Genomic DNA, 23,142 nt, shown 5'->3' with positions numbered 1-23,142 from the left:
ATATTTGAAAGGTTATTATTTTACGACTTAGTATTCAGATGAAGGGCCTATTCTGAAAAAGAAAGGCTTTTTTTCGATACCAAATCTCAGTCTTGATATCTGTTTGCATACCTGTTAACTTATAGTTCAATACTTCATATCAAAATGTACCCTTCATATCCGAATAATTAAAACACTTGTTGTCCCACATTATGGCCCTATAATGGAACAGCCTTATGTCAATCAACAGATATTCTTTCTTTTCACCCTTTAGATAACAATATCAAAACAGGAATAACGCCGCAGCTTTTTTGTGAACATCGTGACTTTATTTCAAATCTACATTATTCCTAGACAAAACGTAATTGGTACTAGGAAATAATCAGGAAATAGAGGCATTGCTTATTTACAGAATTACTATTAGTGACTACATATAATTTTTATAACTTCCTTAATTCAAGAAATAGAAGATGAAAAGGCCAAATCAATGCTAAAATTACGATTCAAGCTTCGGAGTCTGGAGTTTTTGATTTATCTATTAGAAAATAGACATGTTTGATAATACCCTCAAAAACATTCAAATAAAAAGTTTAGCATCCAGTGACTAACGTTTTATAATTATAAAATCCTTGGTCCAATTCAAGTTTTCTAAGATTATACTAATAATTAAAAATAATACTAGGTAACTACTGAGTTATCAAAATACAAAGGTAGGCAAACGATTTCGATATCCAATATTAAATTCGCGTATAATTCTAATTATACGAATAATATTTTATTTAAAAAAAATTGTGTGTCTGTTATAATCTATAATATACATTTTGTAGCACCCAAAACAAAATATCCCAAGAAGGTGTTTATATTGAATTTTGATAATTTATCTCAATTAAAAATGGAGCTTGATTCATATCGACCATTACCTCATGATGCTATCGATAATTTAAGAAATGTCTACCGTGTTGAAATGACATATCATTCCAATGCTATTGAAGGTAATACTCTATCTTTAATTGAAACTAAAATGGTGATCGAAGAAGGTTTAACGATTGGCGGAAAGCAGTTACGTGAACACTTTGAAGCAATAAATCACTCTGAGGCAATAGATTTTATTGAAGAACATTCGGAAAAAGATGAACCAATTTCCGAAGCTACAATTAAGGATATTCACTACTTAATTCTGAAAAATATCGATAATACAAACGCAGGAAAATATAGACAAATTAACGTTCGAATTTCTGGTAGTGAGCACACTCCACCACACTTTTTACAAGTAGAAAATGAAATGAAAAAGCTGATTGATTGGTACAATTTAAATAAGAATGTACTCCATCCAGTAGAATTAGCTGCATTATTTCATTTTAAATTTGTTTTTATTCACTCATTCTCTGATGGGAATGGAAGAACATCTCGCCTACTGATGAACTTAATCCTTATGAAATTTGGTTATCCTCCTGCAATAATAAAAGCTGATTCAACTATTAGATTAGAATATTATAATACATTAGAGATAGCTAGCGTCAATAATAATACCGAGCCATTTGTAAATTTAATAGCAATGAGTGTTGAGGAAAGCATAAATAGATATTTAGATACAGTAAGATGAAGATTTATGTATATAAAATTAAAGAAGGTGCGTCCCTTTTTTTATGAAAAATGACCTGATATTACAAAAGACTAATTTGATTAAACATAGCATTAATCGTGTTTTTGAAGTATATGAAAATAACTATAATACATTGAATGACGAGACTAAACAAGAATCAATACTTCTAAATATACAAAGAGCATGTGAAGCAAGTATTTATATAGGAATGCATATAGTGACAGAAAGACGTTTAGGTCTTCCTCAGAATAGCCATGATGCATTTCAATTTTTACAAGAAAATAACATCATTAGTGAAGATATGTCCTCTAGAATGAGAGTAATGGTTGATTTTAGAAATACTATTGTCCATAATTACCAATCAATAGAATTAGACTACCTGCATGAAATTATTGAAAAACACCTTATCAACTTTACTACCTTTACAAAATGTATTATCAAAGACCTCTCTTCTAATGAAAATTATTAAGCGATTTTTTTAAATAACCATAAAAATATTATGTAAACTAAACTGCGTAAAAATTGTATTATACGCGAAATACGACAATATTCGACAAAGGAGTGTGAATCACCTCTATGGGTAGACAATTAACAAGACAACAACAACTCCATAAAGAACGATATCAAAAACATGTGAATGAATTGCCTTGGTATGTACAAGAATACTGTGAAGAAATGGATCACAAGAGCCCTTCTACCCTACTAAACTATGTACATGATTATAAGCTCTTTTTTCAATGGCTTATTAGGGCTGGAATCGCTGAAAGTACTTCAACAAAGGACATCCCTATTGAAGTTCTTGCAAACCTGCGTAGAAAAGAAGCTGAGGCGTTTTTTAAACATGTGAAAAACACTGAATATGAAGTAAAAAAAGGTGTTACCAGGTTTCCTGACCAAAAAAGTATAGACCGTAAGATTGTGGCATTAAAATCACTTTTCAAATACTTAACTACACAAAGTGAAGACGATAATGGAGAATGCTATTTCTATAGAAATGTGATGGCTAAAATCGAAACACACAGTAAAAAAGAAACACAATCAGCTCGTGCAAAAAAAATAGGTTCTGAGATACTCTCTAAGAGAGATGACCGCGCCCTCCTCTCTTTTATCGCTAATGAGTATCTTAATCTTGTAGCTGGCACACGTAAAGAAAGCTATTTCTTACGTGATCGCGAGCGAGACCTGGCAATTATGAGCTTATTCCTTGGGTCAGGTATTAGGGTGAGTGAGCTAGCTAATATTCGGTATGACTCCTTCGACTTTCGTAAACAGCAGCTTTCAGTCATCCGTAAAGGTGGAAAAGAAGATACAATTGTTGTAACACCTTCTGCCCTAGATGATGTAAAAGAGTATATGAATATCAGGAGTGAACGTTATAAGGCACCTAAAGACGAAGGTCCTCTCTTCGTTAGTTTATATGCTGGCTCTTATAAACCAATGTCAGAACGTACTATACAGGATATCGTTTATAAGTATACAGAGGCCTTTACTTCTGGTAAGAAAATGAGTCCTCATAAATTGAGGCATACGTATGCTAAGAATTTATATGATTCAACTAATAATCTTGTTAGAGTCATGTCGCAACTAGGTCATACTTCCGTGGAAACAACTACATTGTATACGGTTATTGATATGGATGAAACAAGAGATGATGTAAACAAAATGGACGAAGAATGAGTATTTATATTCTCCAAATTACAATAAGTTGACCTATATAAACTTTGGTTGAGAAAAATCCATCTATGATATATATAACCTATTAAAAACAAGTAAAACTCCATACTTTGATGCACAGGATAACACCCCACTTAAAAAGATTTATCAAAATGGGGTGTTTTTAAAGATCAATAACTTCTCGACCCTTCCAAAATTGCGTCATTTTATTGAAGGTCATCAGTTATAGGTTACCAAAAACAGCATTCCTAGCTTCCTTTATTTTTGAATAGTGTTTTTATCTAGCATGTGGGAATGAAGAAGGGGAATATAACAGGTTCTTCAACCTCTATTTTTGTACGTTGTAGTAGAGCAAGAAATAGTTCTTATTAAACCGTTTATTCTGAATAAATTATATCTCTTATAGGCTTGGTAAGAGTATAGTCAAACCCTTTCTCAGACTCAAATATCTCACATATTTTCAACATATTTTTGTTCATTTGTCGCTCTTCAAACTTATAAGCATCTTTCTCGGAGGGTAACCTTACATACTCTTCCCATTGTGTGTCAACGTTTAGTATTTCTAATTCGTCTTTATAAAGATCATTAGTATATTGCCAAGCATGACGTATTTCATGGTAAACCTTTGCTATCACCTTTATACATTGGTCAAAATTTATTTCTGGGTTATCATACATAAATAGGAAAATTTTTATTTGATTTTTTTCTCCAATTGTTATCGCTGAAGTTTCGATTTCCCCGTTAAGAATCTGGTTATAGGCTCTATCCTCAAAATCTGGTTTGTTTTTACGCTCTTTCTCCAGACGCTCCCTTGTTGCATAAAAATCAATTGTATAGTCAAGTGTCTTGTATGTAACATCTAAAAGGTTTATACATTTTCTAATCTTATCTCTAAATCTAGGGTTAATATTATTTCGTATTTTCACCTTAGATAATCTCCTCTCTCATACCCTCTCTTGTTCCATAAACAATAAATGTTCTTCCACAAAAAGGCCTATTAGTTTAAGTACTTTCTTCACAATTTATTCCATATTATAACATAGAACCACTATTGATAACCTAAAATATGAAATTACTATATTACTGTTCGGGTGTAAGCGAAATAATCGAACAAAGGATAGATTTTAGATGATTTATTCATTAGAGTGTGAGAACCGTAGTATGTCTAGGTATGGGGGCCACATATTAACTTTTTTCTACATACTAAGATCACTCCTACACTCCCCAAAGTAATATTGTTAAAATTATCAATTCACTACACTCCTTGGGAATGAAAAAAAGACGAGAAATAGACCTTCTCGCCTTTAATATGGTCACAATCATTGATGAATCTATCTCTCATACATTCTTTATATATATATTTTGAGTACTAAATAATTCTAGAAAGGCATTTCATCTATATGGTTTTCATACCATTTTTTATATAATTGTATTACCTTCGTTTTTTCTAAATCTGATTCAGAAATTGGAGGTAATCGATTGTCTATTCTATATTGATTAATACTATCAAATTTGTTGAATAAGACTCTCTCTCTTTCTCTAACCAGTTCATCAATATCTGCTTTTGTTTCTGGATTTACTTTCTGAATCATCATAATAAAATGATCATACAGTTCTTCCAGTTCTTTAATGTCTTTACTGGTTAACTCTTTTATTCGACTAGCTACGTTTCCAATTGCCAATTTATACAACGGATTATCATTACTTTCTACTTCGTATGAAACATCAGCATAATTGTTCTCAATAGCTTTCACTATATAGCCTGCTACATTGCCTAAAGCCTTGTTATCCATTCTCATGACATAACGAAGGTTGTCCTCTATGTATTTTGGATGGTATTTCTTTATAATTTCTACTGCTTTTTCTCTTCTTACACCATTAGATACTAAACGACTCAACATAAGCTGTATATCGTAGTCAATGGCTTCTTCAGATAAATTCGTTTCAATATTATTCGTATTTTTATATATGTAGAAAATAAATGAATCGATGGTTCTACCAATCTTTTTATGTACTTCATATTCAAATCGAATATCTGTTTTCTCACTAATTTCCTTTTTCGCTTTCTCAAGAACTACTGAACGGAAGTTTTTCATGAGCTTTAATTTATCATCGGGTATACCTAATAAGTTTCTCAACTCTTTTACTTTAATTATTCGTTGATGCCAAGGCTCTCTCTCCTTTAAAAGCTCATATATCCTCCAGGAGTATTCCGACCTTAACTGTAATACGTTATACAGTTGATATTTAGTATATGATTTTAAATTTAATAGAAATTGAGCCAAATCCTCAGACAATTTAATTTTTATTTGCCCCTCTTTATATGATGCTCTTTGTACCCAATATATATCATCTATTACTAGTTTATTGTTTTCTGTTCGTTGAATTGATAGCGGCTTATTATTTAAGCCTTGAACAACTTCTCTAATTCTTTCGTAGAATCCTGTTTCAGATATGCCAAATAAATGCGCCAATTCCTTTGTCTGTAAAGTATATGTTTTAAAGTCTTTATGTTCAGGCTGAACCAATGAAACTAAAGCGTACAATAGTCTTCTCTCATTAATTGATAGATTCTGCCTCATATTAATTAAAGCATTAGATTGATTGACCCAATAATATGGTTTAATATCCGCTTCTACCAAATCAGCATCAAATGTAAGTTGCTCCTCTTGTATTGCTTCTGCATCCACCATTCTCTGCCTCCTTAACACGTAGGTATAATTACAATATAGTACAAATAATAGTAATAATCCACGTTAAATTACAAAGTTTGATATCCTAAAACAGAAGAAATCTCTTATGTCTACCTATTCGGTGTAATGAAAAATTTTAATATTAAGTCAATTTATTATATGTCTACCTTAACGGTGCATAAAAACCTTTTATTATTAGGCATTTATGGAAATATGACTACAATTTTGGTAAAAAGGAATGAATGTCAAAACAAAATCAGTTTCATATGTCTACTTATTAGGTGCTAAAAAAATTTTTTGTACTTAACAACAATCTAGCATCGTTTTAATAGACATATATACTACTTATTTATTTCCTAATTAGATCTTATTCTTCTGTTATTAGAAGATTTATTAGTTAGATATAGTGATTAGATGGTTATATCATAGCTAAAATAAGAGTTAAAAGACATATAGCTACCTAAATGATGCTGTACCAATATTTAAGAATACATTTATTCGTTTTCTAATTTATATGTCTATCAAAACGATGCTAATAATCCTATAGAATTAAACTTTCTCAATAATAATAGGCATATTTCCCAGATATAAGTATATAATTTAAAGAACTAAAGGAGTAATAATCCAAATATTACCCTCTTCCACCGAAATCATAGACATATTATCTTGTAACAGATACCTTCCTATCGTTTAAGTAGACATATCACATCGAGTTAGTAGACACATTACACTCAATTTATAGACATATAATATCGTTTTAATAGACTTATTCACCGAAATGATAGACTTATCACATCGAATAGGTAGCTATAAAGTCCTTTCATCATTACTCTCCCAAGGGTTATAAATCTAGTAAACAAATAAACAAAATATAAACATATAAAAACATATAATAACAATAGAAACATAGACTTAATAAGAATCCATACATTTTAATAGAGATTTACACCAAATCAGTATAGATAGATCCTAAAACTAAAATTAAATACATACAGCATACATGTAGACTTTTAAATATATAATCAAATAAGCCTCTTAACTGTTTAATTGAGAGACTTACTTATTTTGATCGTAAGCACAAAATAATCACCACATACAATTTGTAAATAAGCCATAAGATAACCTCCTTACATACCTTCTATGAAAAAACAGCTATACATAAGGGAATTTCGGTGTTTGTACCGTTACAACTTTCGCTATACCGCTACGTAATCGGTCGCATGGTGAAAAACCTAATAATAAGGGGAGGGGGATAAAAAGAAAAATCCCGTAGCTTTACTAAAACTACGGGACCAACAATATCAGTCAATTATTAATTTAGGCTCAACATCCTTTTGAGGATAACCATAAGTATAGTCAAAAAACTTATTCATATAGCCAATCACAGGCTTTAACTGAAATTCAAGTAAGTAATCTTCGGTAAATGTCTCAACTTCCATATAGCCATAGTCAACCTTAGCTCCAATTCCTTGTAGTGCCGTATCAGTTATTAAACCATGCTCTATATTCGCGATGTTATATTCAAATCCAAGGAGCACAGTGGCCTTATTTGCTTCAAAAGGGACTCCTGACTCTCTAGTACCGCCAAAAAGAGCCCATGTCTCCATAGCTACTGTAGATTCAAAACCATTATCATCTACATAAGAAACATTAACGTAATCTTTACCTACATGATACTTTAATTCAGGTATCATCGGGTTGGCCAATATATTTCCTCGTAACATTAAACCAAAGTAGCTTATATTATCATGGATTCGCATCACTGTAGCCATTGCTTGCTCTCTTGTAATATTGCTACCAGGAACAAACTTATCTCCTGAACCATTCATGATCCCTAAGTATTTGAGGGCATTTACAGCGGGCACCGCCCATTCAGCTATTTCATCCAAATCAGAATAGCCTAATTCTTCTTCGCTTAAGTATGAGAATGTGTTAGATGCATGTATCGTATTCATAAGCATCATAGCTGCTTGTTGTCGTGTTATATAGCTATCAGGATCAAATTTTGTTTCAGATACATCGCTTAAGCTACCAATGATATATGCAAGATTGACGTGGTCTAGATCCGTATCCTCAAAAGGGGAATCAATGGTTACTTTCTCCAATATCGTTTCTTTCGTCCACATGATATCACCATCAACTGTTTTTAGCTTATCTAAAATTACATTTACCAACAATTCCGCACATTCTTCTCGTGTAATAGGACTCGCATAGCTAGATTGAAGTCGAGCAGGTATAATTCCTAGTTCAATCCCACGGTTAATGTCCTCATTAAACCATTCTGAGGGTACATTACCTGCTTGTGCAAATGCTGATGTAGTAGGGATTAACAATACTATAGCAAACATAATTGATAATAATTTTTTCATAATACTCTCTCCTTAAAATTGATTTATTTGATTAATTGTACTTAAATCTACGATGTTTGACGGCTTAACCAAACTGGTATAAGTGCTACTGGTGTCAGGAAAAATAAACTTGCAATTATCATCCCTAAGCTGATATTTCCACCTTGTTTAGCTAATAGAACACCTAGTAATAACATCGCACCTACATAAGCTACTGCCGAAAACATTTTTGTAAACATTTCATTTCCTCCTATAAAAAATTAAATTAAAAAGTGCTACGATTAGTCGCAACTCCTTGGATAACTTTATCTTATTTGCTTTAAACGATCATTTATAATCCGATAAACTCTATATGAGGGTAGTGATCTTTAAACATCTCCTTGAAATCTTGCTCCATTATCGAAAGGATCTTCTCCGAATAAAATACGTACACTCTTCTCCCGTCTCTAGCGAACCGGTCCTTCGTGTACTTAGTTAAAAAATAGAGTGCTACTTCATTACCAAATACATAGTTACAGACATAGAATTCCTGACCATCTTTCTCCAAGATGTAATCAGCAAATGAGCTTGTTACTGTGTTTGAACGGTCATTTATTTTCACTTCTCCATAGTTAGTGAATACTTTCACAAGATGATCTTGTTTCGGTAATTCACCAAGCAACTTCTTACCTAGATTATAAGGTAACAAACACATCTCGCCTTTTGTTAATTCTTCATGCCCTAAGCTATTTTTGAACTTTTTATATGAATCCTTTCCTTTGAAAAAGATGATAAAACGATTGCTTTGACTTGCTTCCTTAATCTCTTTCTTGAAGCGGGGGAGGGTGATACTCTCTTCAAGGTCTGTTTCAAATAGATAAACACCGTACTCTTTTCCATCTGGTGTTCTTAACCCAGCTTTTACTAATGCATTACGATTCAAATGATGCTGTTCTTTCCAATCTCTTGCATTAAGCATTTCATACCCTGATTCTTGTAAGTCTACATACATATTATTTATATCTATTAAGTAGGGAATCTTTTTACCTGATGGCTTATTATCATAGGCTCTTCTTTTTTCATGAAGCAAACCAACTTCCTCTAAGTGACCGATCCCTTTTTCTGTAATGAAATAACATGCTGCAATTTTCTTACCTTTCTCATTTACTCTACAAGTAGAACTGACTAAACCTCTTTTTTTCATTCGATGTAATGACACGTATACAGAGCCTTCATGACCTTTGAAATGCACCTTTTTTAACTGCTCAATTGTTAATGTTTGATATCTATATAAGTCGTATAATATTGCTTCATAATTGATTACTGGTGGTCGTCCAATTTTAATTTCGTGTGTGATCATTTTCCCTATATGCCTCCTCACATTCTGTTTTCTTATATCTGAAATAGGTGCCTTTGCCGTGTACAGTCGTCTCAGTCGAATCCACTCGACTAACGTCTCTTTCCTTCTCCATCGACTCCTTTAGAGCTAATCTCAACGATAGCTTTTAGTCCATATTTCAATAAATTTCAATTTAAGGTCAAACGGTCCATAAATTTCGCTCAGTAAGTCGGGTTCAACGAAAGCCCCTCCTTACTAAATCGTTATTTTGGGGTCTTTCTTAACAAAGTCTTACGACAAGGTAAAATGTTTAGTTAACCTTTGTGCCACCTATGTTTTGAGCAGTTAGTTGAAAACATTGATATTAATTAATATCGTTTGTTAAGAATGGTTTGGGCAAAATGCCATATTGTTTTTAACAAAGTTTTTGATAACGTTATTAACAAAGTACCGACATTGTTCTTAACAAAGTCAAGAGGGCGTTCTTAACAAATGATTTTCGCAACGTTCTTAACAAAGTCTGCTTGATTATTTTAGGTTATTTTTTCCATTATATTATCTAGTTTTTCAGCATTTGTAACAATAATTTCTGTGCGTGGAAACTCTTTATCTAGTTCACCACATTCTATATATGTTAATTTTTTCCACGAATCATCCAATAGTACTTTTGAGTATCTCAGCGCATTAAAGATAAAGGTCTTATACTGATTGTCAAAATCTCTCACCTTTTCATCTGAATAAAACTGCTTAATAATGACGAGTGCTTTTTCAAACTGAATTCCTATATTTTCATTTTCAATTGCTTTCGTCATTTCAGATACATAAAATTCACTTAGTGTACGGTAGTAGTTTTTATCTTTTTGTCGATGTTCTTCGTTTATATAAGGAAGTGTGCCTTGCATAATTAATTTTACCTGGTCATTTGTTTTCTTGACTGAAATATTTGCTCTCTCAAAATGATAAGAAGGGGTTTCTTTACTTGTTTCATGCCAAAAGCGATATTGCATTAAGGCTGTAAGTAATAATACCCTTGTTTTTTCTAATTGTTGGAGCGCTTGTTCAAGATCATGTTCTTGTTGATCCAAATTCCACTTCTCCACTGGAATATGACGAATATAGCTAATTTCACTCACCATCCTTTTCATTAAGCAACAGCTTGGACCATATTTCCTTGTTCTAATTCATTCAATACGTCACAGAACTTCTCAAACTTACTTATGGAATCAGGTTTTACCATTGCTTTTACTTCAATGTTTTCTTTATTACCTTCAACAGTTAAAAACTCATAACTATTCATGATTAAGATCACACGATTAATCATGATTTCATTTTCTTCTCCATTGACAACAATCTTATATTTTCGAATCATTTCAAGCTGACCAATCCCTGATTGGTTTTGTTTAAACCGAATCTTACCTCTCCACATATTAAGTAATCTTCGAATATCCGTTTCAATAAAGTTCACTGTCAATTCTCCCTTCATTAAAAAAGAACCCTATTCATAGGGCTCTTTTTCGGTAAATTAATTTGCTATCATAACCAATTGGTCATCATCTTCTAGTGGATCTGCTTCTGTTCCAATAACGTCATCTACACCTTCTGCATCACCAGCATCATCTACATCTTCTGGATTGTCTTCTTCAGGTTCTTCTTGAAGCTCAATTATTTCTTCAACTGGCTGTTCGGTTGCCATGCCAACTAATACGGTTTCTTCAAAAGGAGCTAGCATAGTTCTAGTAGTTTTACTGTAAGCTATGATTTTATACTCATATTCTCCACCATCGTTGACTTCATCAGTTAAAGAGTTAGAAGATACAAATACCCTAAATTGTCTTCTGCCATCCTTCCATCGTTCTACATAATAGCCATATACGTCAGTTAATTCGTGCCATTCTAGTTCAACAATGTTACCTGATACGTTGCTATCAACATATTCAATAGTTTGCGGGAGCACCGCTTCTTCGATAACTGGTTCTTCTTCTACTGGCTGTTCAGGCTCTGTTATTTCAGTTGTATCTTCAGATGAAGGATTCTCTACTGGTTCATTATCGTTAGGTGACTCTTCATCAACTTCTGTTGGTTCTTCTACAGTTTCTTCCGTCGATGTATCTTCAGGAGGTTCTTCTCCTTGCTCATCATTAACAGGAGTTTCTTCATTTGGTACTTCTACGGGAACTTCTTCGACTGGTACTTCCTCGATTTCTTCTCCTATGACCACCGTCTTGATGATTGGATCGTTCATTCCATTTGAACCATAAAGAATCACATGAAACTCATATTCACCATCAGCAAGTCCTTCATCAACATATGACGTGTCGGTAATATACTTATGAAGCTGTCTATTGCCATCTTTATACCTTTGGACATAGTAACCGTATGCTCCATCCACTTCATTCCAATCAAGTTGTACATTATTCTCATCAACTGTTAATAGAACGTCTTCAATAGATGTTGCTGGCGGTGTGTCTTCTACTTCATTACCACCGTCTTCACCATCTACAGGTTCGGGATCTTCATTAACGATTGTAATATTCTGAATGATAGGCTCATTCATACCACTAATTTTACTGTAAACCACTAACTGATATTCATATTCCCCATCAACAAGGTTTTCATCGGTAAACTGATTATCAGTTACATATTTATTAATTTGCCTTTGACCATCCTTATATCTCCTTACGTAATAGCCGTATACATCCTCTACTTCATCCCAAGACAAGTTGACATTGTTTCCATCTACTTCAACATTAAAGCTGTCTAAGACAATTTCGGATGGCTCTAGTGTTACTGTTTTTGTAACTGGTTGTGCTTCACCGTTTGCTGAGTAGACGATGATTTTGTAATCATAACTACCATAAGCTACATTTTCATCAACATATTGATTTTGTGATGAATCAACGAAGTTGCGGAAGTTTCTGTTTCCTTGTTGATCGTATCTTTCGATGTAATACCTATATGCTTTTTCATTGTTTTCCCAATCGAGTGTTACAGTTTTACCATCAACAGTAACATTAAAGTCATCAATAGTAATATCACCAATTGGCTCCCCTACTTGAACAACTTTATAAATTGGATCAAGGTATCCACGTTTGGTATATGGAATTAATTTGTATTCATATTCACCTTCACTAACACTACTATCCGTAAAAGCATTGCCTGATACGTATTTTCTATAATTCCTTATCCCTTTGCTATCGTACCTCTCTACATAGTAGCCGTAAGCATCATCTAATGCATTCCATGATAATTCAACTGAATCCTCAGTGGATATTGCATTCAGTTCACCTATAGGTTCTAAAGGTGTTTTTTCTACATTTACCACATGTAATACTGGTTCTTGAAACCCATCTTTTGTATAAGCAATGATATGATACTCAACTTCGCCTTCATCGACATTTGTATCTTCAAAGGCATTTGCGCTTGTATATTTTCTGAATTTCTTAATTCCATTTTCCCATCTCTCTACATAGTAGCCATAGGCACTTTCAAGCTGATTCCATGAAAGTGACACTGTATCATCACTTACTTCTGAATTAATAAGCAGTTCACTATCTTGTGGTAATTCATCCGTACCAACAGTTACTGTTTTCGATACAGGCTCTAACATACCACCTGTTTTGTGATACGTTTGAACAAAGTATTCATATTCACCTTCGTCAACTTCCTCTTGATAGGTAGTTCCAGCCACGTATTTCCTTGTGATTTGCTTACCATCAAGATGCCTTTCAACATAGTAACCATACGCATCATTTACTTCATCCCATGTGAGTGTAACTTGATTCCCCTCAACTTCAGCTGTAATATCAGTGATATTTTCCGCTTGTGGAGTACCTTCAGTGGTCAATTCTATAATTGTTTTCTCTGATTGTTGTGCATACTTATCAATTGAATATAGCTCAACTGAATAGGTTGTATCCAGTTCTAGTTTATCTGTCGTAATCTCAGTTTCTCCCAAGCTCTTAAATACTTTTCTGCTTGACCCTTCATAGATATTGAAGTAATAAAGCTGCGCTTTCTCTTCTTCATCCCAAGTAAATTTATAAGAGCCATCTTCAGTGAGTTCGTATGATAAATTTTCAATTTTGTTTGGAGCTTCAGGGTAAGGGACATTGGCTGAAATCGTTACAGTTTCAGATTCCGTTCCATACTTTTTATTTCTAGCAGTAATTGAGTAAGTGTATTCTTTACCAGCATCAATATCTGTATCCTCGAATACGTTACCTTCTACAACTTGCCCCGGTAAATTAATGTTACCTCTCGCTTTTGTAACGATGAATTCAATATCAGGCTGAGTATGATCCCACTCAATAACCACTTTTTCACTTGTTTCTTCTGATATACGTAAGTTTTCAATCGGATCAATAATATACTCTGATATCGTGACATTCTTAGTTATTACTTCTGTTTCTACACCTTCTATATTTCTAGCAATGATGTCAACCGTATACGTATTCGATGGTTCTAAGTTATAAGCCATCCCTGTAGTATCAGTAATCCAACCACTATCAACAATGATTTCTTCACCATCTTTAACTAGCACTTGATATTCAGTACCTTCAGGATTTTCATTCGCATTCCACGAAACTCTAAAGCTCTCGTGAGTAACCTCGGTGAAAGTGATATTTGATACAAGACTAGCTTTTGTATGAAGAGATGTTGTTATCTCTTCACTAGTTAAGTTTTGTACCTTAGCAAACATCGTATATTCATGTTGACTGTTAGGTGTGAGTTCAGAATCTATAAATGACAATTCATCTCCTTCATAGACTACTTCACCACCCCGCTTGACAACGTACATCGCCCCCTCAAACGCTGCATCCCATTCTAAGAAAGCTGTAGTATCATTAATCATTCCTGTGCGGAAGCGAGAAGGTTCTGTAACAAGTGCCTCCAACCTGTCTATTAAACTAGCTTTTAATACAGCTTCATCTAACTGATTAACAAGATTTAGGGCTTGGTCAATCTTTTGATAAGATGAATTATCTTCAGCTTCTTTTACACCATTCACAGTATCAATCACAAGTTGAGCATCATCTTTTACTAAATCTCTCCCAATATCCATTTGATATTGGGCTAACCCACTACGATATTCATTGATATAATCAGCATTAATGTTTTCAAGCGCATTATCAAGCAGGTCATCTACCCCTACATTTGCTGGATCTCTGACAATCACATGGAATTTATCATAGGTGAAGATGACTGAATACTCACCTGATTTAGCTCCTAGCTCATCTTCAATCCACACATTAATGATGTGACTCCCTTCGACAATTGATTCATTTAAACCGATGTCTTCTTGTATTAATCTAAAATCTTCTAAACGGAATAGTTTACTAAAGTTTGCTTCGGTTGATGCAGATGCTAAAGTGTACTCTTTCCCACCGTCTAGTTTCATTTTTACGGTAGTAACATCATTATCACTATCACTTTTAGTACCCGATATTGTAAATGTATCTCTATTTGCCACTGTTACGTTATTGGAATCTACAGAGCCATCAGGATTTAAATTTTGAGTGTATGTCAATTTCACATTGTAAGCGTAAGTTTCATTCTTATATCCAACTTCTTCTTTAGTGACAATACCTGAGTAGTTTTGAACGTACTCATAAACACGTGTGTCTACGGCAGGTTTTGTTACTGTTCCAGAATATGTTTGCTTATATCCAAAAACACGAGTATCTTTGGTGACTTCTCCTATATAAAAGGTGTCAATATAATCTCGGTAAATTCTAAGGGTATCATTGTCTTCTTCATACTCTCTGTAGGTGTCCCCCTCGGTCCTATCCTTATACAAAGTACCTGTATAACCATCATCAGTGGTGTGTTCAATTGTTTCGGGCTCTTCGTAGTCATTTCTTTTATCTGTGAACCACCTGTTTATGATAGAATCCCATTTCTTTACCACCCAAGAAAGTTTATTTTTTTGAAGCACTTCAATAGATTTAGTTTCAATTGTTCCACTTATTAATTCCTCAATTGGTGAACCTGATTTCGAAAGTTGGCCAGTATATCCATCACTGTTATACGAAGTAGTAGTTGCAAAGTTATTATCACTGTTTGTTTTATAAGTAGTTACCACTTTCGAATCCCCAGCTGTATAACTTCCACTCACAACATTTGCAGAAGCCGACCCATTTTTTGAAATGCTACCCGAATACCCTTCTTCATCAGAATAATTAAAAGTTGATGAAAAAGAATTCGTTGAGTTCGTATCAGTTGCTGTTACATCTTTTTCTAGTGTATTACTATACTCTTCTCTATTTACCCAATTTCCATCTTTAACAAGAATGGTGACTTGATCACCTTCAATGGAGACAACCTCTACATTTCCATTATCTACTGTAATGTCTTCAATACTCTTTAAGTTAGGAATAGTAATCGTTTTTGTTCTACCTTGTTCTAAATTTTCCTCAAATATGATGTCTGTGCTTCTTATACCTGGTTCAATATCAGCTGATCCGTTTGGATTAGCATTATCAGTGTAATTTACTGTAACGTCATAAGCATATGTCTCATTTCTGTATTCAGTTCCTGATTTGAAGATTGTTCCTGAATAGGCTTGAGAATATTCATATACTCTTGTATCTACTGCTGGTTTTGTTACTGTTCCATAAATTGTTGCAAAATAGTATATATTTTCTCCCCACTTGTTAACTTCCCATTGTGCATCTTTAACCTCAAGCCTACCCTCATATCCATCTTCATCACTATAATGTATATCCCATGGTTTGTTTAAAAATTCAGGCCATTTTCTATCCTCAAACTCAACATACTTACTATCTTCTGGTATATACTCACCACTAACCACTCTTGATGAAACTGAACCATACTTTGGAATGTCACCTGTATATCCATCTTCTGAATAAGATATTGTTTCTGGAAAGGTTTCATCAGAACTTGTTTCAGTCTTGGTTACTTCCTTAGAATATTTCTGTGGATCAGTATAAGCTTCTCTATCAACCCAATCTCCATTTTTAACCCTAATTGTGACCTGATCTCCATTAATTGATACAATCTCTATATTTCCAGTGTCCGTAGCTATGCTCTCTACACTTGTTGAGTTGGGTATAGTAATTGTTTTTGTTCTTGTCTGTAAAGTGCTTTCCTCAAATGTAACATCCATACTTTTTACCACTGATGAAGCCTCTGCACTATTTACTAAACCCAAGGGTGTAATGGGGGCAGTAATTGTTGCAACGGTCACTGATCCTAGCATTGCAGCTCGTACAGCTTTATTTGCTGTTGATTGACTGTTTAACACGTTAAATGGTGCCAAATTATCATCTCCTTTTATCTTCTATATACCTGACCTAGCGCTTCACGCTTGATATTAATTGGAAGTTGACTAGGAATTGAATCACCAAATGCTTGTCCAAGGATGTATAATGCTTTAATTTGATATGTTCCACTTATATTTACTTCTGTAGGCTCGTTATAATCGACTTCATTTGTAGTAAAAGATACTTCCCAAAAATCATTTGGTAAGTTTCTATTACTAAGAATTTGTTCAGCCGATTGTGTGTCAATCACCCCATACTTTTGCCCTGAATCAATAATTTCTTCAGCAGCTTGATTAGCATTTACATAATGAAGTGTATACCCCATAAAATCTGGAAGAAACAAAGCGAATAATCCAAAGAATAATAGTGAAATCATTAAACCTGGTGATGATTGCATTTTCTTCACACCTCCTTTACCTATTGAATAAATAAAAAAGCCTCACCCTATATAGGAATAGGGCAAGGCATATAAATAAAATTCATCCTTATGGTGTAGTCATTATTAATTCATCAGAATCTTCTAGTGGATCTGCTACTGTTCCAGTAACGTCACCTACATCTTCTTGATTCTCTTCTTCCGTATCTTCTTGAAGTTCAATTACTTCTTCTACTGGCTGCTCTATTTCCATTCCAACGGAAACTGTTTCTTCAAATGGAGCTAACATTGTTCTTGTTGTTTTACTGTAAGCGATAATTTTGTACTCATATTCACCAGCTGTACTTACCTCATCAGTTAAAGTGTTGGATGATACAAATAATCTAAACTCTCTTTTCCCATCTTTCCAACGCTCTACGTAATATCCATATACGTCTGTGAGATCATGCCATTCTAATTCAACGATGTTGCCTGATACATTGCTTTCAACATACTCAATAGTTTGTGGTACTACTGCTTCTTCTACCACTTGTTCCTCAGCCTCATCTTGTTGATTCGGCTCTTCTTCTATTGGTGGTTCAGTTGGCTGAACAGGTTCATTTTCATTATCTATTGGTTCTTCAACAATAACTTCCTCTGCTTCACCTGTACCATCAGTTGGATCTTCCTCAGACGGAGGAATTTCACCTTGACCTTCATCAATTGGTGTTTCTTCATCAGGAACTTCTTCCACTGGTACTTCCTCGGTTTCTTCTCCTATGACTACCGTCTTGATTATTGGATCGCTCATTCCATTCGAATCATAAAGAATCACATGAAACTCATATTCACCATCTGCAAGTCCTTCATCAATAAATGACGTGTCAGTAATATACTTATGAAGCTGTCTATTACCATCTTTATACCTTTGGACATAATAACTGTATGCTCCATCTACTTCATTCCATTCAAGTTGTACATTATTCTCATCAACTGTTAATAGAACGTCTTCAATAGATGTTGCTGGCGGTGTTTCTTCTACTTCATTACCACCATCTTCACCATCTACAGGTGCGGGATCTTCATTAACGATTGTAATATTCTGAATGAGAGGCTCATTCATACCACTAATTTTACTGTAAACCACTAACTGATATTCATATTCTCCGTCAGCAAGGTTTTCATCGGTAAACTGATTATCATTCACATATTCGTTAATTTGTCTTTGACCATCCTTGTATCTTCTTACGTAGAAGCCATATACATCCTCTACTTCATCCCAAGACAAGTTGACATTGTTTCCATCTACTTCAACATTAAAGCTGTCTAAGACAATTTCGGATGGCTCTAGTGTTACTGTTTTTGTAACTGGTTGTGCTTCACCGTTTGCTGAGTAGACGATGATTTTGTAATCATAACTACCATAAGCTACATTTTCATCAACATATTGATTTTGTGATGAATCAACGAAGTTGCGGAAGTTTCTGTTTCCTTGTTGATCGTATCTTTCGATGTAATACCTATATGCTTTTTCATTGTTTTCCCAATCGAGTGTTACAGTGATACCATCAACCGTAACATTAAAGTCATCAATAGTAATATCACCAACCGGCTCACCAACTTGAATTGTTTTATAGATTGGATCAAGATATCCACGTTTGGTGTATGGAATTAATTTGTATTCATATTCACCTTCATCAATATTCTGATCTGTGAATGTGTTGTCAGATATGAATTTTCTATAATTCCTAACTCCTTTACTATCATACCTTTCCAAGTAGTAACCATACGCATCATCTATGGCACTCCAAGACAGCTCCACTGTATCATTATCTGCAGTTACTTCTAATTCTCCCATTGGCTCAGAAGGTGCTTTTTCTACATTTACTACATGTAATACTGGCTCTTGCATTCCATCTTTTGTGTAAGCAATAATATGATACTCAACTTCTCCTTCATCGACATTCTTATCTTCAAAGGAATTTCCACTTGTATATTGTCTAAATTTCTTAACGCCATCTTCCCATCTTTCTACGTAGTAGCCATAAGTGTTTTCAAGTTGAGTCCAATTAAGTAATACTGTACCGTCACTTACTTCTGATTCAATAACCAATTCAGTATCTTGTGGTACATCATCTTGTCCAACAGTTACCATTTTCGATACAGGTTCTAACATACCGCCTGTTTTGTGATACGTTTGAACAAAATACTCATATTCACCATCGTCAATTTCCTCTTGATAGGTAGTTCCAGCCACGTATTTTCTTGTGATTTGTTTACCATCAAGATGTCTTTCTACATAGTAACCGTATGTGTTTTCTACTTCATCCCATGATAAATTAACAGTATTCCCTTCAACTACAACAGTAAAGTCAGTAATGTTTTCTGCTTGCGGAGTACCTTCTGTAGTTAATTCCATTATTGTTTTTTCCGATTGTTGTGCGTATTTATCAATTGCGTATAACTCCACTGAATAAGTTGTATCCAATTCTAATTTATCTGTTGTAACCTCAGTCTCTGCCAAACTTTTGAATACTTTTCTATTAGAGCCATCATAAATATTAAAATAGTAAAGTTGCGCTTTTTCTTCTTCATCCCACGTAAATTTGTATGAGCCATCATCTGTTAATTCATAAGACAGGTTTTGTATTTTGTCAGGAGCTTCAGGATAAGGCACGTTAGCTGTAATGGTGATTGGTTCTGATTCTGTCCCATATTTTTTGTTTCTTGCAATAATGGTATAGGTGTATTCTTTACCAACGTCAATATCCGTATCTTCAAAGATATTACCTTCAACTACTGAACCAGGTAAATTGATATTACCTCTCGCTTTTGTCACAATAAACTCAATGTCAGGTTGAGTATGATCCCATTCAACTACTACTTTTTCAGCTGATTCTTCGGTAACGTGTAAATTCTCTATCTGATCAATTACATAGTCTAAAATCGTAACATTACTTGAGGTTATTTCTGTTTCATCACTATTAATATCACGAGCCTTGATGTCAACAGTGTACGTATTAGATGGCTCTAAATTATAAGCCATACCAGTAGCATCAGTAATCCAACCGCTATCAACAATGATCTCCTCTCCATCTTTCACCAACACTTGATATTCAGTACCTTCAGGGTTTCCGTTTGGACTCCATGAAACTCTAAAACTCTCATGTGTAAGTTCGGAGAAAGAAATGTCTGTTACAGGACTAGCTTTCGTATGAAGTGAAGTTGATATTTCTTCACTTGTTAAGTCTTGTACCTTAGCAAACATCGTATAGTCATGTTGACTATTTGGTGTAAGTTCTGAATCTATAAACGACAATTCATTTCCTTCATAGACTACTTCACCACCACGTTTAACAACGTACATCGCTCCTTCAAACGCTGCATCCCATTCTAAAAAAGCTGTAGTATCATTAATCATTCCTGTGCGGAAGCGAGAAGGTTCTGTAACAAGGGCATCCAATCTGTCTATGAAACTAGCTTTCAATACATCTTCTTCTAACTGGTTAACAAGGTTTAGAGCTTGGTCGATTTTTTCATAAGATGGATTCGCTTCAGCCTCTTTTACACTATTCACCGTATTAATCACTAACTGAACATCTTCTTTTATTAAGTCTCTCCCAATATCCATTTGATATTGAGCTAAACCACTACGATATTTATTAATATAATCAGCATTAACATTCTCAATAGCATTATCAATGAGATCATCTACTCCGACATTCGCAGGATCTCTGACAATCACATGGAATTTATCATAGGTGAAGATGACTGAATACTCACCCGATTTTCCACCCTTATCATCTTCAATCCAAACTTTTATAATATGGCTACCCTCGACGATTGATTCATTTAAACCGATGTCTTCCTGTATTAATTTATAGTCTTCTAATCGGAATAATGTATTAAAATCAGCTTCACTAGATTGAGCAGATAAAACGTACTCTCTTCCTCCATCTAACTTCATTTTTACAGTTGTAGCATCATTATCCGTATCATTTTTAGTACCCGATATTGTGAATGTATCTCGGTTTGACACCGTAACATTACCAGTTTCAACAGAGCCATCTGGATTCATATTCTGAGTATAGGTTAATTTAACATTATAAGCGTATGTTTCGTTTCTATATCGAGTTTCATCTTTATAAACAGTTCCCGAGTAGTCTTGAGAGTATTCGTAAACACGTGTATCAGAGGCTGGCTTTGTTACTGTTCCCTGATATTTATAAACACGTGTATCAGAAGCTGGCTTTGTTACTGTTCCTCGGTACTTATAGACACGTGTATCTATATCATCAACACTATAATAGCCTTCGAAAAATACTTGGTAATAACGTTCACCATTAGGACGCGTAAGTGAATCTCTGCTTTTAAAATAACACTTTATGCTTTCATCAGAATATTCAGGATCATCAACGTAAATAAATTCAGGGATATCATCTATCCGATCATACTCCATTCTTTCAATGTAAGTACTCGATCCCCCTTCTATAAATTCTCCACTATATACATACTCCTCTAAAGTACCTGAATAACCATCTTTGTTATAAGTAGCTGAATCTTGTGCTTCGACATACTTACTATCTTCTGCAATATATTCACCACTATCAAGGTATCTTTGAAGAGTACCGCTATATCCATCTTTGTTGTATGAGGATGAATTTTGTGACGTAACAAATTTGCTGTCTTCTTCTTCCAAACTTCCGCTTATTAGTACTGAAGAAACGGAGCCAGTCTTTGAAATATCCCCTGAATAACCATCCTGCGAATAAAATACAGTAGTTGGAAACGTTTCAGAAGAACTTGTTTCTGTTATGGTCACTTCCTTGTCAACTGTGGCAAGATATTCTTCTCTATTGACCCAATCCCCATCTTTTACTCGAATGGTCACTTCATCACCATCGACTGAGACAATTTCTACATTTCCATTATCCACTGTAATGTCTTCTATACTTTTTAAGTTAGGTATAGTGATTGTTTTTGTTCGATCTTGTTCTAAACTTTCATCAAAGATGATGTCTGTATCTCTTATACCTGGTTCAATATCAGCTGATCCGTTTGGATTAGTATTCTCAGTGTAGTTAATTGTGACGTTATAAGCATAAGTTTCATTTCTGTATGAAGTACCTGATTTGTATACTGTACCGGAATAACTTTGCCTGTAATTATAAACCCTTGTATCAACCTCTTCTCTTGTTACTGTTCCGTATAACCATCCTCTATACTTATTGACTTCACCCCACTGATTATATTCTGTAATGTAACGGTCTAAGGAAAGAAAACCTTTATAACCATCTTCATCTTCATAAAATCTTTCGTCAAAAAAGGAGTTATCTCTACTTGTTACTTCTAACTCCTCAATATATTTACTATCTTCTGGTATATACTCACCACTAACCACTCTTGGTGAAACTGAACCATACTTTGGAATGTCACCTGTATATCCATCTTCTGAATAAGATATTGTTTCTGGAAAGGTTTCATCAGAACTTGTTTCAGTCTTGGTTACTTCCTTAGAATATTTCTGTGGATCAGTATAAGCTTCTCTATCAACCCAATCTCCATTTTTAACCCTAATTGTGACCTGATCTCCATTAATTGATACAATCTCTATATTTCCAGTGTCCGTAGCTATGCTCTCTACACTTGTTGAGTTGGGTATAGTAATTGTTTTTGTTCTTGTCTGTAAAGTGCTTTCCTCAAATGTAACATCCATACTTTTTACCACTGATGAAGCCTCTGCACTATGATTTAATCCCAAACTCGGAATGGGAACAGCAACTGTTGCAACTGTTACTGATCCAAGCATTGCAGCTCGTACAGCTTTGTTTACTGTAGATTGACTGTTCAATACATTAATTGGTGCCAAATGTTATCAACTCCTCCTAT

13 protein-coding genes are annotated in these 23,142 nt (G+C 34.2%); 3 read left to right on the top strand and 10 right to left on the bottom strand.

The genetic code is table 11. The features are described from left to right. Positions 1–871 precede the first annotated feature (871 nt). From SLH52_RS18715 to xerS, 3 genes are all read left to right on the top strand, one after another. Positions 872–1,582 carry a Fic family protein gene (locus SLH52_RS18715; RefSeq protein WP_320210794.1) on the top strand — a complete coding sequence of 237 codons (711 nt, stop codon included), beginning with the start codon at positions 872–874 and terminating at the stop codon, positions 1,580–1,582. 43 nt (positions 1,583–1,625) lie between these two features. Then, positions 1,626–2,051: a type VII toxin-antitoxin system HepT family RNase toxin gene (gene hepT / locus SLH52_RS18710; RefSeq protein ID WP_320210779.1), complete on the top strand. Its 426-nt coding sequence runs from the start codon at positions 1,626–1,628 to the stop codon at positions 2,049–2,051. Between the two features lie 107 nt (positions 2,052–2,158). After that, entirely contained in the window at positions 2,159–3,259 is a 1,101-nt protein-coding gene (gene xerS, locus SLH52_RS18705) for a tyrosine recombinase XerS (RefSeq protein WP_320210778.1), read from the top strand. A 374-nt stretch (positions 3,260–3,633) separates the two neighbouring features. On the opposite strand, the gene SLH52_RS18700 is transcribed toward xerS, so the two are convergent. The 10 genes from SLH52_RS18700 to SLH52_RS18655 all read right to left on the bottom strand — a co-directional run bounded on the left by SLH52_RS18700 (position 3,634) and on the right by SLH52_RS18655 (position 23,122). After that, positions 3,634–4,182: a hypothetical protein gene (locus tag SLH52_RS18700; protein WP_320210777.1), complete on the bottom strand. Its 549-nt coding sequence runs from the start codon at positions 4,180–4,182 to the stop codon at positions 3,634–3,636. Between the two features lie 453 nt (positions 4,183–4,635). Beyond that, on the bottom strand, positions 4,636–5,949 hold the full coding sequence (locus SLH52_RS18695; RefSeq protein ID WP_320210776.1) for a replication initiation protein: 1,314 nt from the start codon (positions 5,947–5,949) through the stop codon (positions 4,636–4,638). 1,301 nt (positions 5,950–7,250) lie between these two features. Next, complete coding sequence (locus SLH52_RS18690) at positions 7,251–8,318, bottom strand: S-layer homology domain-containing protein (protein ID WP_320210775.1); 1,068 nt, start codon at positions 8,316–8,318, stop codon at positions 7,251–7,253. 47 nt (positions 8,319–8,365) lie between these two features. Further along, entirely contained in the window at positions 8,366–8,536 is a 171-nt protein-coding gene (locus SLH52_RS18685) for a hypothetical protein (protein ID WP_320210774.1), read from the bottom strand. 92 nt (positions 8,537–8,628) lie between these two features. Beyond that, entirely contained in the window at positions 8,629–9,636 is a 1,008-nt protein-coding gene (locus tag SLH52_RS18680; RefSeq protein ID WP_320210773.1) for a replication-relaxation family protein, read from the bottom strand. 512 nt (positions 9,637–10,148) lie between these two features. Then, positions 10,149–10,700 (bottom strand): hypothetical protein, encoded by a 552-nt coding sequence (locus tag SLH52_RS18675; RefSeq protein ID WP_320210772.1) that lies wholly within the window; start codon positions 10,698–10,700, stop codon positions 10,149–10,151. Between the two features lie 59 nt (positions 10,701–10,759). Then, positions 10,760–11,080: a hypothetical protein gene (locus SLH52_RS18670; RefSeq protein WP_320210771.1), complete on the bottom strand. Its 321-nt coding sequence runs from the start codon at positions 11,078–11,080 to the stop codon at positions 10,760–10,762. Between the two features lie 57 nt (positions 11,081–11,137). Next, positions 11,138–16,894 (bottom strand): fibronectin type III domain-containing protein, encoded by a 5,757-nt coding sequence (locus tag SLH52_RS18665; protein ID WP_320210770.1) that lies wholly within the window; start codon positions 16,892–16,894, stop codon positions 11,138–11,140. Positions 16,895–16,908: 14 nt separating this feature from the next. Further along, complete coding sequence (locus tag SLH52_RS18660; protein WP_320210769.1) at positions 16,909–17,295, bottom strand: hypothetical protein; 387 nt, start codon at positions 17,293–17,295, stop codon at positions 16,909–16,911. Positions 17,296–17,383: 88 nt separating this feature from the next. Next, on the bottom strand, positions 17,384–23,122 hold the full coding sequence (locus SLH52_RS18655) for a fibronectin type III domain-containing protein (protein WP_320210768.1): 5,739 nt from the start codon (positions 23,120–23,122) through the stop codon (positions 17,384–17,386). Positions 23,123–23,142: the final 20 nt, after the last annotated feature.

The organism is Cytobacillus sp. IB215665 (genome assembly GCF_033963835.1).
In the GTDB taxonomy this organism is placed as follows: Bacteria; Bacillota; Bacilli; order Bacillales; family SM2101; genus Nanhaiella.
Note: the sequence above shows the minus strand (reverse complement) of the source record. Positions and strands in the feature narration are given on the sequence as shown.

What these genes read in the sequence shown, in the direction of transcription:
- SLH52_RS18660 (WP_320210769.1), bottom strand. Translation starts at nt 17,295, where the DNA reads ATGCAATCATCACCAGGTTTAATGATTTCACTATTATTCTTTGGATTA.
- SLH52_RS18690 (WP_320210775.1), bottom strand. Translation starts at nt 8,318, where the DNA reads ATGAAAAAATTATTATCAATTATGTTTGCTATAGTATTGTTAATCCCT.
- hepT (WP_320210779.1), top strand. Translation starts at nt 1,626, where the DNA reads ATGAAAAATGACCTGATATTACAAAAGACTAATTTGATTAAACATAGC.
- SLH52_RS18695 (WP_320210776.1), bottom strand. Translation starts at nt 5,949, where the DNA reads ATGGTGGATGCAGAAGCAATACAAGAGGAGCAACTTACATTTGATGCT.
- xerS (WP_320210778.1), top strand. Translation starts at nt 2,159, where the DNA reads ATGGGTAGACAATTAACAAGACAACAACAACTCCATAAAGAACGATAT.
- SLH52_RS18680 (WP_320210773.1), bottom strand. Translation starts at nt 9,636, where the DNA reads ATGATCACACACGAAATTAAAATTGGACGACCACCAGTAATCAATTAT.
- SLH52_RS18715 (WP_320210794.1), top strand. Translation starts at nt 872, where the DNA reads ATGGAGCTTGATTCATATCGACCATTACCTCATGATGCTATCGATAAT.
- SLH52_RS18685 (WP_320210774.1), bottom strand. Translation starts at nt 8,536, where the DNA reads ATGTTTACAAAAATGTTTTCGGCAGTAGCTTATGTAGGTGCGATGTTA.